Here is a 15,006-nt window from a genome sequence, read left to right as displayed (position 1 = left end):
TTACTGAACAAGATCAGTCGCGCTGCGGTGCGCCCAGGGGGAAGAGGTGGCGGTACGGACGTGCCTCCTCCACCGCGCGGGCGAACGAAGGACGTGCCAGCAGGCGCGCGCGGTAGGCGCGCAGCAGGGGCAAGGTGGCGGGAATCGGCTGCGTCCAGTCCGCATAGAACAGCGATGGGGCAGCGGCGCAGTCGGCCAGGCTGAAGTGGTCGCCGGCGGCCCACGTCCTGCCGGCCAGGTGCCCTTCCAGCCAGGCGTAGGCCAGGTCCAGCTTTTCGCCGGCAAATGCGCGGCCTTCGCGGGCCTTTGCCGGGTCGCCGGTCAGGGCGGCGCCGACGGCATGCTGCACGGGTGACATGAGGTGCAGGTCGAAGCAGCGGTCGAGAAAACGCACGTCCAGCGCCTGCATGGGCTCGTCCGGCAGCAGGCGCAGCGGGCCCGGATGGGCCAGTTGCAGGTATTCGATGATGATGCTGGTCTCGGCGACGTTGCGCTCGCCGTCCAGCAGCAGCGGAAACTTGCGCAGTGGCCAGCGCTCCAACCACTCTTGAAGGTGCTGGGGCATGTCCGGCGCCAGGCAGCGGAAGGAGAACGGGATGGCGTTCTCGTACAGCGCGATGAGCACCTTTTGCGTGTACGAGGAAAAGGGATGGCCGTAGAGGATCAGCGACACGGTGGGAACTCCTGTCATTGTGAAAGGTTGGCAACACGCGCGTGTGCCAACGATAGTGCAATGACAGGAGCAATGCAAGCGGTCCGCGCCGTTCCCGCTTGCCTCCGTGGCGCGCCCGCCTAGCCGAGGTTCGCCAGGTAGCGCAATCCCGTGATGCTGGGGAAGAAGCAATACACGCCGCCACGCGTGATGACGCTGCGCGAGAAATGCTGCAGTTCGGTATTGCCGCTTCCCTTGGCGCCCACGCCGGGCAAGGTGAAGGAACTGACGGTCGGGTCGTTGATGCCCAGGAACACGTCCTGGCCGCTGATGTTGAACGCGGCATCGCCCGCCTCGGGACCGGCCGGGCCGACGGCCGATTTGACGAAGGCATCGTCATTGTTCCATTGCTTCATCAGGAATTCGAACTGATTGCGCAGGCTGGCATTGATGAAATAGCCGACCAGGCCGCGCTGCGTTGCGATGGGTGCTGCCGGATCATATTCGCTGCCGTAGGGCATGGCGCGCCGCACGATGCGGTGGTGGCGGGAGGGGGCGCCCACGACGGCTTCGTCGCGCGGATTGTTGCGCCGGATATGCGCGCCGATCGGGCATTTCAGGCCCAGCGTGTCATCGAGGTCCGGCTGTCCATCGACATAGTGAAAGCGGTTCAGGCTGGCGTCCGGCAGCACGGGCCCGGCCTCGTCCGGCCTGAGCACGAGCGGATTGCCGTTGCGCCAGCGTCCGCACATCTTGGCGGCCACCATTTCGGTCGTGAGCCCGGAACTGGCCGCGCCCTGGCTCAGGATGCTGTCGAACAGCGGCACGTCCTGCTCCAGGATGCGGAAGGCGGCATAGCTGCCATTGGTGGACAGTTGCGGCGGCTGCACCTGGTAGGTGCCGCCGTTTTCATTCGGATAGCCGAGCAGGAATTCCCCCGTCTTGACGCTGTTGAGCGGGTCGGGGTCGTGCTCGCGCTTGCGCTGCGGGGCGCCATCGACGTCCGGCTGGGCGATGCTGTCGCGGTAGCCGAAATGCACGCGGTTGTCTGGCAGGGCCACGCCGTCGTGCGCATACAGTTCGCGCCAGCCGGCGGCAAAGGCGCGGCGTAGTGTGGCCGAGGTCGCCTGCAGCACTTCCGTCGATTCGCTGACCCACAGGCTCAGCAGCGCATGCACCTGGCCATGCTGGGTAGCCGGCCCCAGGTTGCCGAGCCAGTGCTCGGGGGCGCTGTCGCCCACGTCGCCCACGGCAGTGACGCTGGCCGGATCGGCCGCGCCCCGTTGAAATGCCTGGTCAAAGGTGGCCAGGTCGGTCGCGGCAACGCCCAGCGCCGACAGGCCGGGAGCGGTAAAGCTGAGATTCAGGAAGCAGGGCGGCTTGGGGTAAATGTGCCGTGCGGTGGTAATGGACGGCAATCCGTCGCTGCCGTCGAGCAGGGCCGCGATGGTGCGCCGTGCCTGCGCCGCATCCGTGATGCTGAAGATGAAATGGCGCGCCAGGTTGACGCGGTAGCCGCGCAGGATCGTGCCTTGCACGTCGTCGTAATCGATGGTGGAATCGGCCATGCTGTCTCCGGGGGCTGGGGTGGTGGCTGGCAGGGTGGTGGGGCCGCTTGCGCAGCCCCGGCGTGGCTTTCGGCTCAGGTCCGGACTGAGGCGAGGATTTTCTGGACGGTCTGCGGATAGGCGCTATACAGGCCGTTATTGGGCACGTGCTGTGCGGCGTCGTTGGCCGTGATGAAAGCTTCAAATGCGGCCACATGGTTGGCAACAGGAATCAGCGCCTTGCCGCCCACGACAAATTGCAGCAGCGCGTCGAATACCTCGCCCAGTTGGCCCACGAAATCTTCGATGTAGTCGTTGAAGTTGCCGTCATACTCGGTGATCACGCCGATGATCAGGCTATCGGAAGTGCCCGCCGATTGAAGGTTGGGCAGCAGATTGGGCTGGGAGCGGTCAAGCAGGGTGAAGCGGGCAAAGTGCACGGTACCGATAGTGGTAAGGGCGGTATTGATCTTCGGCTGGTATTCCAGCAATGTTGCGGCGATGGCGGTCGGATTGGTGCCGGGTAGCGCCGGCATCATTAAGCACAGTGGATTTGCCATGGGAGGCTCCTCATTACGTGGTTGTCGGGACGACCGACACTACGCCGCGGCACCTGCTGCGTCAAAAACTATATTTTTGCATCCGTTGCTAAATACGCACTGTTGCAACATGGTAAATGGTGTGAAATGCGGTCTCATGTGGATAGTTGCCGAGGCTGGCCAGCGCTGGCGGGCGCTCTGCCGCCAGGCTGTTCCGGCCTGTTTCAGGAAGCGCAAGTGGCGCCGTCGGCAAGCCGGCTTCCGTCGCCATTATTTTTGCAGGATGGGACGCTGACGCTCCCGATTGCCACGCTTTAATCCTCGGCCTGGAATTCGCTGGCCGAGACGAACAGATCCCATGAGGCGATGAACAGGGCCGCCACCACGGGGCCGATGACAAAGCCGTTCAGGCCGAACAGGGCCATGCCGCCCACGGTCGACAGCAGCACCACGTAGTCGGGCATCTTGGTATCCTTGCCCACTAAAATGGGGCGCAGCACGTTGTCGACCAGGCCGATGACGAAGACGCCGAACGCGGCCAGGCCCGCGCCTTGCCAGATGGCGCCCGTGGCAAGGAAGTAGACGGCCACGGGCGCCCAGACGAGGGCGGCGCCGACAGCAGGCAGCAGCGACAGGAAGGCCATCAGCACTGCCCACAGCAGCGGTGCCGGCACGTCGAGGAACCAGAACGCCAGGCCGCCGAGGGCGCCCTGGGCGATCGCCACGAGGATGTTGCCCTTCACCGTGGCGCGGATCACCGTGGTGAAATTGGTGAACAGGCGCTGCTTGTATTTGCGGCTCAGCGGCACGGCGCCCTTGATGCGGGCCGACAGGGCGGAGCCGTCGCGCATCAGGAAAAACAGCAGGTACAGCATGATGCACAGGCTGGTGAGGAATTCGAAGGTGTACAGGCCCACATTGATGGCTTTCACCGCCACCACCTGGCTCACCTGCGTGGCGCCCTCGGCCAGCTTGTCCTGCAGGCTGGCCAGGCTGGTCAGGTTGAAGCGGTCGAGCAAGTTGATCAGCCATTGCGGCAGCACCGCCATGATTTTATCGAAGAACATGGCGACCGTGATTTCACCCGAACGTACCATTTCCACGACGCTGGCAGCCTGGTTCACCAGCGACACGGAAATGAGCGACAGCGGCAGGATCACGATGACGATGATCAGCAACAAGGTGAGCAGCGACGCCACGCCGGCGCGGCCCCTGGTTTTTCGCAGCAGCCAGCGGTACACGGGCGCGAACAGGATCGCCAGGACGACGCCCCAGAAGATGGCGCCCGAATATGGCGCCAGTATCCAGCCGAAGCCGATGGTGACGACGCTCAGGAGGAGCAAGAACACTTTCTGGTGCAGCGTGAGTGTAGGCATGGGCGGTGGCGCAATGATCAGGGTTGAGTTGCCCCATCATAAGCGAGGCGTGCTGCGGCGCGCCATACAATTGTCATGCTGCGTGCGCGAACGCACCTGGCTCCGGCGGGCCGGCAACGCGGTGGCGGCAATTCCAGTAAGCTGTCGTTCCAGGCGTTCCATCCCGGGCGCCTTTGACTTCAGGAGCGCGCGTGCTTGACCCCATTCACTTTTATGAACCGGCACAGGGCCATGGCCTGCCGCACGACCCGTTCAACGCCATCGTGGGGCCGCGGCCCATCGGCTGGATCGCCTCGCGCAGCGGCGAGGGCGTGCTCAACCTGGCGCCGTACAGCTTTTTCAACGCCTTTAATTACCATCCGCCGCTGATCGGATTTTCCAGCATCGGCCGCAAGGATACCTTGCGCAATATCGAACAAACGGGCGAATTCGTGTGGAACCTGGCGACGCGTCCGCTGGCCGAGGCGATGAATGCCAGCTGCGCGCCGGCGCCGCCCGAAGTCGACGAATTCGCGCTGGCCGGCCTGACGCCGGCCGCCTCGCGCCTCGTCAACGTGCCGCGCGTGGCGGAAAGCCCCGTGTCCTTCGAATGCCGGCGCACGCAGATCATCGAGCTGCAAGGCGTCAAGGGAGACGGTGTCGGCAGCTGGCTGGTGCTGGGGGAAGTGGTGGGCGTGCACATCGCGCGCCACTTGCTGACCGATGGCCTGTACGACACGGCCGCCGCCGCGCCGATATTGCGCGGCGGCGGTCCGGCCGATTATTTCGAGATTGGACAGGACAGCCTGTTCCACATGCGCCGGCCCGTCTGGCCATGACGTGCGGCTGGCTAGGCCGGTCTGGTTCGCGCCTGGGCGGGATGAGTCAGGCGACTATCGCCAGCTGAGAACGGCGATAGTCGAGCGGCGTACTGCCCAGGGGCTGGCTGATGAACGGACCCCGGCCCGGCCAGTCGTTTACTTGCCCAGTATCGACGCCACGTTGTCGGTGCCCGGTGCGCCGAACAACTGCTGCTTGAGGATGTGCAGCTGGTCGCGCACCTGCGCCGCCTTTTCGAACTCCAGGTTCTTGGCGTGGTCGACCATCAGTTTTTCCAGGCGCTTGATTTCCTTGCTGACCTGTTTTTCGCTCATGGCTTCGAACTTCGCCGCTTCCTGCGCCACTTGCAGGGTTTCGCGCGCTTCCTGCGGGCTGTAGACGCCGTCGATCATTTCGCGGATCGATTTTTTGACGCCGATCGGGATGATGTTGTTGGCCGTATTGAAGGCGATCTGCTTGGCGCGGCGGCGCTCCGTCTCGTCGATGGCGCGGCGCATGGAGTCCGTGATGCGGTCGCCGTACAGGATCGCCGTGCCGTTCAGGTTGCGCGCGGCGCGGCCGATGGTCTGGATCAGGCTGCGCTCGGAGCGCAAGAAGCCTTCCTTGTCCGCGTCGAGGATGGCGACCAGCGACACTTCCGGCAAGTCCAGGCCCTCGCGCAGCAGGTTGATCCCCACCAGCACGTCGAAGGTGCCCAGGCGCAGGTCGCGCAGGATTTCCACGCGCTCCACCGTCTCGATGTCGCTGTGCAGGTAGCGCACCTTGATGCCATGGTCACCCAGGTATTCCGTCAATTGCTCCGACATGCGCTTGGTCAGGGTCGTCACCAGCACGCGCTCGTCTTTCTTGATGCGTTCGACGATTTCCGACATCAGGTCGTCCACCTGGCTGCTGGCGGGGCGCACGATGATCTGCGGGTCGACCAGGCCCGTGGGGCGCACCACCTGCTCGACGACCTGGTCGGAGTGGTTCTTTTCGTATTCGGCGGGCGTGGCCGAGACGAACACGGTCTGGCGCATCTTTTGCTCGAATTCCTCGAATTTCAAGGGCCGGTTGTCGAGCGCCGACGGCAGGCGGAAGCCGTAGTCGACCAGATTCGTCTTGCGCGAGCGGTCGCCGTTGTACATGGCGCTCAGCTGGCCCGTCAGCACGTGCGACTCGTCGAGGAACATCAGGGCGTCGGGCGGCAAATAATCGACCAGGGTGGGCGGCGGTTCGCCCGGCAGCGCGCCGCTCAAATGGCGCGAATAGTTCTCGATGCCCTTGGTGAAGCCGATTTCCGCCATCATTTCCAGGTCGAAGCGCGTGCGCTGCTCCAGCCGCTGCTCCTCGATCAGTTTATTTTCCTTGCGGAAAAACTCGAGGCGCTCGCGCAGCTCGTCCTTGATGGTTTCGACGGCGCGCAGCACGGTGGAGCGGGGCGTCACGTAGTGCGAGCCCGGATACACGGTGAAGCGGGGGATTTTTTGCCGCACGCGGCCCGTCAGCGGGTCGAACAGCTGGATCGATTCGATTTCGTCGTCGAACATTTCCAGGCGCACGGCCAGTTCCGCATGCTCGGCGGGGAAGATGTCGATGGTGTCGCCGCGCACGCGGAAGGTGCCGCGGCCGAAATCGACCTCATTGCGCGTGTACTGCATCTGGATCAGGCGCGCGATGACGTCGCGCTGCGCGACCCTGTCCTTGACGCGCAGGGTCAATATCATCTGGTGGTATTCGTTCGGATTGCCGATACCGTAGATGGCCGAGACGGTGGCGACGATGATGACGTCGCGCCGTTCCATCAGCGATTTGGTGCACGACAGACGCATCTGCTCGATATGTTCGTTGATCGACGAATCCTTTTCGATGAACAGGTCGCGCTGCGGCACGTAGGCTTCGGGCTGGTAGTAATCGTAGTAGCTGACGAAGTATTCGACGGCGTTTTGCGGGAAAAAGTCGCGGAACTCGCTGTACAGCTGCGCCGCCAGGGTCTTGTTCGGCGCGAAGACGATGGCGGGCCGGCCCATGCGCGCGATGACGTTGGCCATGGTGTAGGTCTTGCCCGAACCGGTCACGCCCAGCAGCGTCTGGAAGGCCAGGCCGTCGGCAATCCCCTCGGATAACTGGGCGATCGCCGTGGGCTGATCGCCGGCCGGAGGGAAGGGCTGGTGCAGCTTGAAGGGGGAGTCCGGGAAAGAGATAATTGCGCTTTCCGCCTCGCTGGCGGTAGATAATTCGGGCATGTGAATCAGACCTTTGTTAGAATAGTGCTCTGCTGGCGGCCCTGGCGTTGTATTTTGGGGCGCTGTCTACAACTCCGCTGTGAACCTGCTTCCAATCGAATCCAATCTTATCATGACGAACCCAACTGTTTCTGCCAGTCTGTTTAGCGCCATCGAGATGGCCCCACGCGACCCGATCCTGGGCATCACCGAAGCATTTAACGCGGACCAGAATCCCGCCAAAATCAATCTGGGCGTCGGCGTCTATTATGACGACAACGGCAAAGTGCCTCTGTTAGCTTGCGTACGCAAGGCGGAAGCCATCCTGATCGAACAGGCCGCCCCACGCACCTACCTGCCGATCGAAGGCCTGGCTGCCTACGACAAGGCGGTGCAAGAACTCGTATTTGGCGCCGACAGCGCCGTAATTCAAGAGCGCCGCGCCGTGACCGTGCAAGCCATCGGCGGCACGGGCGCGTTGAAGATCGGTGCCGACTTCCTGCAGCGCTTCGCGCCGGGTGCCCAGGTCTACATCAGCGACCCGAGCTGGGAAAACCACCGCGCGCTGTTCGAGAACGCCGGTTTCGTCGTGAATAACTACACGTATTACGATGCCGCCACCCATGGCGTGAACTTCGACGGCATGCTGGCCAGCCTGAACGCCATGCCAGCCGGCTCCATCGTCGTGCTGCACGCCTGCTGCCACAACCCGACCGGCGCCGACCTGAGCGTGGCCCAGTGGGACCAGATCATCAGTGTCGTCACCGCGCGCGGCCTGGTGCCGTTCCTGGACATGGCCTATCAAGGCTTCGCCAACGGCATCGCCGAAGATGGCGCCGTGGTGCGCCGCTTTGCCGACGCGGGCGGCCCGCTGCTGGTGTCGAACTCGTTCTCGAAATCGTTCTCGCTGTACGGCGAGCGCGTGGGCGCCCTGAGCGTCGTCGCTGCCAGCGCCGATGAAGCGGCCCGTTTGCTGTCGCAGCTGAAGCGCGTCGTGCGCACCAACTACTCGAACCCGCCAGTCCATGGCGGCAAGGTCGTCGCCACCGTCCTGGCCACGCCGGAACTGCGCCAGCTGTGGGAAGAGGAATTGGCCGGCATGCGCGTGCGCATCCGCGAAATGCGCAATGCCTTCGTGGAAAAATTGAAAGCCAAGGCGCCAGGCCACGATTTCGAATTCGTGCGCCAGCAAATCGGCATGTTCTCGTACTCCGGTCTCACCAAGGAGCAGGTGGCGTCGTTGCGCGAGCAATCGATCTACGCCGTCGACACGGGCCGTATCTGCGTGGCAGCATTGAATTCGCGCAATATCGACATCGTCATTGACGCGATCGCCAAAGTGCTTTAATATCTTGCTTCTTCGGCGCTGCATGCAAGTGCGGCGCTGATGGCAGTAGAAAGTCGGCGATGGCCGTGTTTGTGAAGATGCAGTCTCAGTCTTGCAAATATGGAACAAGCGACATATAATATTGCCTCTTTTCCCTGATAGCTCAGTTGGTAGAGCGACGGACTGTTAATCCGCAGGTCCCTGGTTCGAGTCCAGGTCGGGGAGCCAGAATTCGGAAGGCCACGTTGAAAAACGTGGCCTTTTTTGTTTTTGCGCCGCCGGTGCGCAGCTTGAGGCAAGATAAGATTTTCCCTATGGAAATCTAGACAATTGAAAATTCGCCCTATATAATACGGCCTCTTTTCCCTGATAGCTCAGTTGGTAGAGCGACGGACTGTTAATCCGCAGGTCCCTGGTTCGAGTCCAGGTCGGGGAGCCAGAATTCGGAAGGCCATGTTGAAAAACATGGCCTTTTTTGTTTTCCGGAGCCGCCAGCGGGGCTTGCCTGTGCGTGATCGCATTTTGCGCTATCCTGAATGCATCACTTCAGGAGCACCTTCCCATGACTTGTACCTCCGCCTTGCGCCACATCGTCCTGTGCGACTTCCTCGATGGCATCACGTCTGCCAAGCACGCCGAGCTCGTCTATGAGTTTTCCCAGCTGAAACACCGCATTCCCGGCGTGCGCCAATTCGAATGGGGGCCGAACGTCAGCCCGGAAGGCCTCGACGACGGCTTTACCGATTGCTTTACGCTGACCTTCGATGACGCCGCCGCACGCGACGGGTACTTGAGCCATGCGGCTCACCTGGCCTTTGTCGAGCAGCTCAAGCCATGGCTGGGCCGGGTGCTGGTCTTTGACTACTACCCGCAAGAGCATCCCGGCTGACCGACGGGCAAGGCGAAGCCGGGAAAATACACATTTTTCCGGGGGAAATCTGGACATCGTAAAATTTACCCTATAGAATGCGGCCTCTTTTCCCTGATAGCTCAGTTGGTAGAGCGACGGACTGTTAATCCGCAGGTCCCTGGTTCGAGTCCAGGTCGGGGAGCCAGAACACGCAGTAGCAAAAAGCCCAGCCTTCACCGGTTGGGCTTTTTGCGTTTCCGGGCCGGCGTGAGGCGCCCGTGTCGCCTGCTCTTGATCCACCGCATGGACCGCCAGGCATCTGGCGCTATGCTGGAAGAGACAAGGCGGCGGCGGGTCTGTCATCGCTTGCAATTTCCGGAAGGGGCTGACATGGATGACATCACACGCGCCGGGCCGGCAACGATCGTGCTCGTGCATGGTGGTTTTGTCGACGGGTCCGGCTGGGAGGGTGTTTACCGGGAACTGCGTGACGAAGGCTGTCACGTTGCCATTGTGCAAAATCCAACGCTATCGCTGGCGGACGACGTGGCCGCGATGGGCCGGGTCATCGCCGCAGTGCCTGGTCCCGTCGTCCTGGTCGGTCATTCGTATGGGGGCGCCGTGGTCACGCAAGCGGGGAACGATCCCAGGGTCAAGGCATTGGTCTACATCGCGGCGTTTGTGCCGGATCAAGGGGAGTCTGTCGATTCCTTGCTGAAAAATGCCCCGCCTGGCGCGCCGGTGCCGCCGATCTTGCCGCCGCACGATGGCTTCCTGCTGCTCGACCAGAAAAAGTTTGCGGCCGCCTTCGCCGCCGATGTGCCCAGGCACAAGGCCAACTTCATGGCGGCATCGCAAGTGCCCTGGGGGATGGCTGCCTTGACGGGCGTGGTCAGCGCGCCAGCGTGGAGGAGCAAGCCCAGCTGGTACATGGTCGCGACCGAGGACCAGATGATTGCACCGGCGATGCAGCGCCAGATGTCGGAACGGGCGGGTTCGACGGTGGTCGAAGTTGCCGGCAGCCATGCCATTTACATTTCACAAGCCCAGGCGGTGGCATCGCTGATCCGCAAGGCCGCGGCGAGCATTGCCGGCGACTAGGCCAGCAGTGCGCCGGCCAGCCTGTCGGCCCCCGAAAAGGGCCCCAAGTCATGGTGCGTCGTATCAGAACTTGGCAGTCGCATCCAAGGTCTTGATGATGGCTTCTTGAAATTGCACCGGTTCATCCTGGTGTATCTGATGGCCGGAATGCTCGAAGAAAAACAGCCCCTTCCTTGGCGCCTTCAAGGTGTCGAAATACGCTTGCGTGATCCTGGTCGAGGTCTGGATATCGTTTTTGCCGACGAAGAAATACACGGGGCAGTCAACGCTTTTCAAGGTCCTGGGCAAATCAATGTTCATGACCTCGTTCCAGACGGGCGACCAGGTTTTTGACCATTGCAGAAAACCCGTCTTGAAACCTTCGCTCGTCGCAAATGCCTTGCCATCCTTGTAAAAAAGCCATTTTCTTAAATAGAACATGCTTTCGTCACTGGCAAACGGAAAACTGATGCTGTTCAGCTCCTGGCTGGCGACGGCATTGTCCTTGAAGTGCACTTTCAAGGCTTGCAGCAATTCTTTCTCGCTTTCCAGCTGGCTCACGACCGGATTCGACGCGAAATAGGCATGCAGCAGTTCCGGGTGACGCTTGACGATATCAAAGCCCAGGACGTTGCCCCAGGAACTGCCCAGCAAGTATATTTTGTCCTGCTTTAACTCCTTGCGCAGAAATTGGATGACTTGATACGTGTCCTGCTCCATCTGCCCGACGGACGGCTGCGTGGGGGAGGGGTTTAGTTTCAAGGTTTTTCCGGCATCCCGCTGGTCCCATTGCACAATCGTAAATCTGCTTTTCAGGAGATTCGTAAAGGCATCCGCGCCCTTGATCATGGAGCTTCCCGGGCCGCCGGATAAAAACAGCAGCACGGGCTTGTTCGCGTCGTCCGTCTTGATTTCCACCACTTGCTTGATGCCGCCAATATCGGGTGTCAGGGTGGTGGTGACTTCTGCGGAAGCCGGCTTCGCTTCCGCCGTGGTTTGCGCCTTGCATGCGTAGAAGGGAATCAGGGCGGTCAGGAGCACTGCCAATGTCATTTTTTTTATCATGGTGTCAGGGTCGGTTTCAGGTTGCTTGCACCGGCGCATTTTGCGCCGCAGTTGAACAGCTCATTTATCGCATGGTTTTCAGCGGGTACGTCGACATGCCTCCTTGTTGGAAAGTTGGTTTTATGAAATTCATTGACCTTGCCCGGCATGCAGCCGCAACGCTTCCAGCGCCAGATAAGCGGGTTGCAATTGCGCGGCGATGGCGGCAAGGCCGCTTGCCGCGGGCATGGGCGGATCGCCGTGGTAAGCCGTGCCGTACTTCGCATGCACGCCGCCTTGCGCGCGCATCGCTTGCAACTGCGCCGCTGTGGGGGCGATGCCGAAGCGAGGCAATACATCGCTGAAGAGGATGTATGGCAATTGCTTGTAGTTAATTAGCTGCAGCTGGCCTGCGGCCGCATGGGGCTGGGCGGCGTTGAGCAGGCTGGCCAGCACGAGGCCCGTGTAGCCGTCGATATCACCGGGCGCCAGCTGGTGCGCGGGCAGCGGCAGCTGTGCCGGGTGCAGCATGCCGGGCACCATTTGCGGGCCGCGCTGGCGCTGGTGCGAGACCAGTACGGCCAGCGGTTCGCGGTAGACGAACAGGCAGGGCGTGCCGGGAAACGCTTGCCGCAGCAAGTCCAGGCTGTGGATGTGCCAGCAGTCAAACTTGATGAGGAAGTGCGTCTCAGCAAAGGTGCGGCGCTGGCCCAGTGCCAGGATGGCCTGGCGCAGCAGGGCCACGCTGGCGGCCGGGTCGGCGCTGTCGTGATGCAGGCGCAGCAGCGAATCGATGACGGGCGGCTCGGACATCACTATGCATTGCGGCAAGGACGCCAACAGCTGGCTCAGCAGGGTTGAGCCGCAGCGCGAGACGTGGAAGATGAAGGCGTCGGGCGCCAGGCAATCGCCGAGCGTCCCCAGCGCCGCCAGCGGCGTGCGGCAGACGCGGCGCTCCCCGTGCGGCTGGCGCGCCAGGGTATTGACAAAGAAGGCGTCGCTGAAGGATGTTTTTCCCAGCTCGCGCCAGCACATGGCGGCGTCCGCCAGTGTTTCGCCCCGCTCCACGTACAGCGGATACCAGCCGCGCAGGTCCATGCCCTCGTGCCACGGCACCGTCTCGCCCCTGGCCAGCAAGCGTTCCTGCAGGGCCAGGCCCGGCGCGGCGTTCACGGCGCGTTCCCGTCGGTCAGGGCGGCCAGCGTGCTGGCCAGCGCCAGGCTGGCGGGCGAGGGCGATAGCCGCAACTGGGCGATGACGGCCCGCACATTGCCATCGTTGATGCTGGGGTCGCCATACTTGTGGGGCGCTTTCGGCACGAAGCCGGCCGAGGCGAACAGCGCTTCGAGCCAGGCATTGCTGATGCAGTCGAGCACGAGGTGGATGCGCGGCGTCGTGCCCCGGTTGTGCACCGCGTGCATGCAGCTGGCATCCATGTACCAGGCGTGCCCGGCCGTGAAGTGGACGGTCTCGCCATCGATGGTAAACAGCACCTGCGGCGAGGTGTGGATGGGGATATGGATGCGGACCAGGCCATCGGCCAGCGACATGCCGGCGTCGCGGTGCGCGCGGATGAGGGTGCCCGGCGCCAGCGCCATCAGGCGCGCGGCGTGAAGCTCGCATGCGAAGCTGGCAAGCACCTCGCGCAGGCAGGGGCAGCGCGCCAGTTGCGGTGTGGCGGCATAGGCGGCGCCGTTGACGGGCATGATGTGCTCGGACTGGCCGCCGGGCGAGCGCAGCGGCACGCAGCTCCAGCCCGTGTCGTAGGCGCCCGTGTTGAAATGGCTGATCCACTCGCCGGCGGCGAACTGGTCGCTGTCACCCTGCATGCGCGCCACGTCGAAGCGCAGCGGCAGTTGCAGCCAGCTGCTGGGCGGATTCGGCGCCGGCACTATGGCGCGCTCCATTCCAGTTGCTCCTGCACCTCGTTTTCCCCGCGCAGGCGAAAGCCCAGCCGCTGGTACAGTGCGCGCGCGGCGGCGTTGCCCTTGTTGACGGCAAGGTGGATCTGCCATTGCTCCGCAGCGGCTTGCGCCTGCAGGCCGCGCAGCACGGCGCTGCCGGCGCCCTGGCCTTGCGCGGCGGGCAGGATGGCGATGTCGACCAGGTGCAGCACCTGATTCCGGCGCTCCAGGATCAGGCGGCCGATGGGCGTGTCGCCGTGCTGCAGCACCAGGTACACGGCGTGCGGATACGCCTGGCGATAGCCGTGGCTTTGCATGCGCTGCTGCATGGCGATCAGCTGTTCGATGACGGCGGGCGCGGCCGGCATCTGGCGCAAGTCGTCGCGCGTGGAACCGTACAGTGCGGCGGCAAAGCCCTCGTCGTCGTCGCGCTGGACGCGCAACTGGTAGGGGGCGGGCAGGCTGGCGAGGGCGGAAAACGGCAAGGCGTGCATCGGTGCTCCGGTAGGTGGTTGCGATGGCGGCAAATGCGCAGGCATGTACTTATTTGCTATGCTGCCAATTTTTCCGCGTACTTGCAATCATTTCAAGGAAGCCGCCATGCATTCTGTCTTTATCCCGCATTTTCCATGGAGCCGCGCATGAATCCGGCGCGCGCGGAACTGGCCGCCATTGCGGCCGCGCTGTGCGATCCGCAGCGCTCCCTGGCCAGCCTGGTCGGCGAAACGGTGCAGCTGCGCCAGCTCGTCGAGCGCCATTCGCGCCTGTCCATGGAGCGGCAGGACGGCTTGCGCGATGGCGAAAGTTTCCTGCCCAGCGGCTGGGCCATCTCGCCCGTGCAGGCGGGGCTGTGTGCGCGCGAGCCGTACCGCAGCGCCGCCTTCATCCAGGGCCTGGCGCTGGCCGTGCGCGAGCGCCTGGACGTGGGCGGCGGGCGGCCCGTGCGCGTGCTGTATGCGGGTTGCGGTCCGTTCGCCCTGCTGGCCTTGCCGGTGATGGCCGTGCTGGATGCGGAGTTGGTGCAGTTTTCCATCCTCGACGTGCACGCCGAGACCCTGGCGTATGCGCGCGACCTGATCGCAGCCCTGGGCCTGGGCAGCCACGTCGCCGACTACCTTTGCGCCGACGCGGCCGCCTTGCGCATTCCTGCCGGTGCCATGCCGGACGTGATCGTCAGCGAAACCATGAATACGGCGCTGGGCAAGGAGCCGCAGGTGGCCATCCTGCGCAATCTGCACGCGCAAGCGCCCGCGGCGACGCTGCTGCCGGCGGCCGTCACCGTGCATCTGGGCCTGGACCGGCGCGCGCCGGATGCGCCGTGCACCGACTGGGGCCGCGTGTTTACCCTCGATGCGGATGCCTTGCGCGCCTGGCAGGACGAAGGGGGCGACAGCTTGCCGGCCGCCAGCATCCGCCTGCCCGACGTGCTGGAGCAGGCGCCGCGATTGCTGACGCGCATCCGCGTGCATGGCGACATCGTCCTGGGCGACCATGAGTGCAGCCTGAACCTGCCCCTGGCCTTGCCGGGCAAGCCTGCCCTGGCTGGCGGCAGCGTGCTCGATTTTCATTACCGCCTGGGCAGCCAGCCGGGACTGGCGTTTTGCCTGCGCAGAATGCCTGAATCCATACCGGAATTGCCCAGGGCAGAGTCTCAGTAGTAGTAC

14 protein-coding genes and 3 tRNA genes are annotated in these 15,006 nt (G+C 63.3%); 8 read left to right on the top strand and 9 right to left on the bottom strand.

The genetic code is table 11. The features are described from left to right. Window positions 1-13 precede the first annotated feature (13 nt). The 4 genes from BZG29_RS21185 to BZG29_RS21170 all read right to left on the bottom strand — a co-directional run bounded on the left by BZG29_RS21185 (window position 14) and on the right by BZG29_RS21170 (window position 4,114). Window positions 14-673: a glutathione S-transferase family protein gene (locus BZG29_RS21185; protein WP_077407275.1), complete on the bottom strand. Its 660-nt coding sequence runs from the start codon at window positions 671-673 to the stop codon at window positions 14-16. Between the two features lie 119 nt (window positions 674-792). Continuing rightward, a complete protein-coding gene (locus tag BZG29_RS21180) occupies window positions 793-2,220 on the bottom strand; it encodes a hypothetical protein (protein ID WP_077407272.1) in 1,428 nt (475 codons plus the stop codon). 74 nt (window positions 2,221-2,294) lie between these two features. After that, a complete protein-coding gene (locus BZG29_RS21175; protein WP_150131016.1) occupies window positions 2,295-2,759 on the bottom strand; it encodes a hypothetical protein in 465 nt (154 codons plus the stop codon). 293 nt (window positions 2,760-3,052) lie between these two features. Then, the gene (locus BZG29_RS21170; RefSeq protein ID WP_077407266.1) at window positions 3,053-4,114 is read right to left on the bottom strand and encodes an AI-2E family transporter; all 1,062 of its coding nucleotides are present in this window, start codon (window positions 4,112-4,114) and stop codon (window positions 3,053-3,055) included. A gap of 191 nt (window positions 4,115-4,305) precedes the next feature. Between BZG29_RS21170 and BZG29_RS21165 the strand changes: the two genes are divergently transcribed. Next, window positions 4,306-4,932 carry a flavin reductase family protein gene (locus tag BZG29_RS21165; RefSeq protein WP_077407263.1) on the top strand — a complete coding sequence of 209 codons (627 nt, stop codon included), beginning with the start codon at window positions 4,306-4,308 and terminating at the stop codon, window positions 4,930-4,932. Window positions 4,933-5,070: 138 nt separating this feature from the next. On the opposite strand, the gene uvrB is transcribed toward BZG29_RS21165, so the two are convergent. After that, window positions 5,071-7,158: an excinuclease ABC subunit UvrB gene (gene uvrB / locus BZG29_RS21160; protein ID WP_077407260.1), complete on the bottom strand. Its 2,088-nt coding sequence runs from the start codon at window positions 7,156-7,158 to the stop codon at window positions 5,071-5,073. Between the two features lie 112 nt (window positions 7,159-7,270). On the opposite strand from uvrB, the gene BZG29_RS21155 reads away from it, so the two are divergent. The 6 genes from BZG29_RS21155 (at window position 7,271) to BZG29_RS21130 (ending at window position 10,415) form a co-directional block, all read left to right on the top strand. Further along, the gene (locus BZG29_RS21155; RefSeq protein WP_170909622.1) at window positions 7,271-8,485 is read left to right on the top strand and encodes an amino acid aminotransferase; all 1,215 of its coding nucleotides are present in this window, start codon (window positions 7,271-7,273) and stop codon (window positions 8,483-8,485) included. Between the two features lie 131 nt (window positions 8,486-8,616). Further along, window positions 8,617-8,692: transfer RNA gene (locus BZG29_RS21150), tRNA-Asn, on the top strand. Window positions 8,693-8,827: 135 nt separating this feature from the next. Then, window positions 8,828-8,903 (top strand) — tRNA-Asn (locus BZG29_RS21145). A 123-nt stretch (window positions 8,904-9,026) separates the two neighbouring features. Beyond that, a complete protein-coding gene (locus BZG29_RS21140) occupies window positions 9,027-9,353 on the top strand; it encodes a Dabb family protein (protein WP_077407257.1) in 327 nt (108 codons plus the stop codon). A 90-nt stretch (window positions 9,354-9,443) separates the two neighbouring features. Further along, window positions 9,444-9,519, top strand: a tRNA-Asn gene (locus tag BZG29_RS21135). Between the two features lie 185 nt (window positions 9,520-9,704). Continuing rightward, window positions 9,705-10,415: an alpha/beta hydrolase gene (locus BZG29_RS21130; RefSeq protein WP_171985080.1), complete on the top strand. Its 711-nt coding sequence runs from the start codon at window positions 9,705-9,707 to the stop codon at window positions 10,413-10,415. A 63-nt stretch (window positions 10,416-10,478) separates the two neighbouring features. On the opposite strand, the gene BZG29_RS21125 is transcribed toward BZG29_RS21130, so the two are convergent. The 4 genes from BZG29_RS21125 to BZG29_RS21110 form a co-directional block, all read right to left on the bottom strand. Further along, entirely contained in the window at window positions 10,479-11,447 is a 969-nt protein-coding gene (locus BZG29_RS21125) for an alpha/beta hydrolase (protein ID WP_077407251.1), read from the bottom strand. Between the two features lie 141 nt (window positions 11,448-11,588). Next, window positions 11,589-12,611: a hypothetical protein gene (locus BZG29_RS21120; RefSeq protein ID WP_077407248.1), complete on the bottom strand. Its 1,023-nt coding sequence runs from the start codon at window positions 12,609-12,611 to the stop codon at window positions 11,589-11,591. Beyond that, window positions 12,608-13,345, bottom strand: a complete 738-nt coding sequence (locus tag BZG29_RS21115; RefSeq protein WP_077407245.1) for an aspartyl/asparaginyl beta-hydroxylase domain-containing protein — start codon at window positions 13,343-13,345, stop codon at window positions 12,608-12,610. The genes BZG29_RS21120 and BZG29_RS21115 overlap by 4 nt, the downstream gene beginning before the upstream one ends. Then, window positions 13,330-13,836 carry a GNAT family N-acetyltransferase gene (locus tag BZG29_RS21110; protein ID WP_171985079.1) on the bottom strand — a complete coding sequence of 169 codons (507 nt, stop codon included), beginning with the start codon at window positions 13,834-13,836 and terminating at the stop codon, window positions 13,330-13,332. The genes BZG29_RS21115 and BZG29_RS21110 overlap by 16 nt, the downstream gene beginning before the upstream one ends. Window positions 13,837-13,983: 147 nt before the next feature. Between BZG29_RS21110 and BZG29_RS21105 the strand changes: the two genes are divergently transcribed. After that, window positions 13,984-15,000: a hypothetical protein gene (locus tag BZG29_RS21105; RefSeq protein WP_150131015.1), complete on the top strand. Its 1,017-nt coding sequence runs from the start codon at window positions 13,984-13,986 to the stop codon at window positions 14,998-15,000. The last annotated feature ends 6 nt before the right edge of the window (window positions 15,001-15,006 follow it).

Source organism: Janthinobacterium sp. LM6 (genome assembly GCF_002002885.1).
Taxonomy (GTDB): domain Bacteria; phylum Pseudomonadota; class Gammaproteobacteria; order Burkholderiales; family Burkholderiaceae_D; genus Janthinobacterium; species Janthinobacterium kumbetense.
Note: the sequence above shows the minus strand (reverse complement) of the source record. Positions and strands in the feature narration are given on the sequence as shown.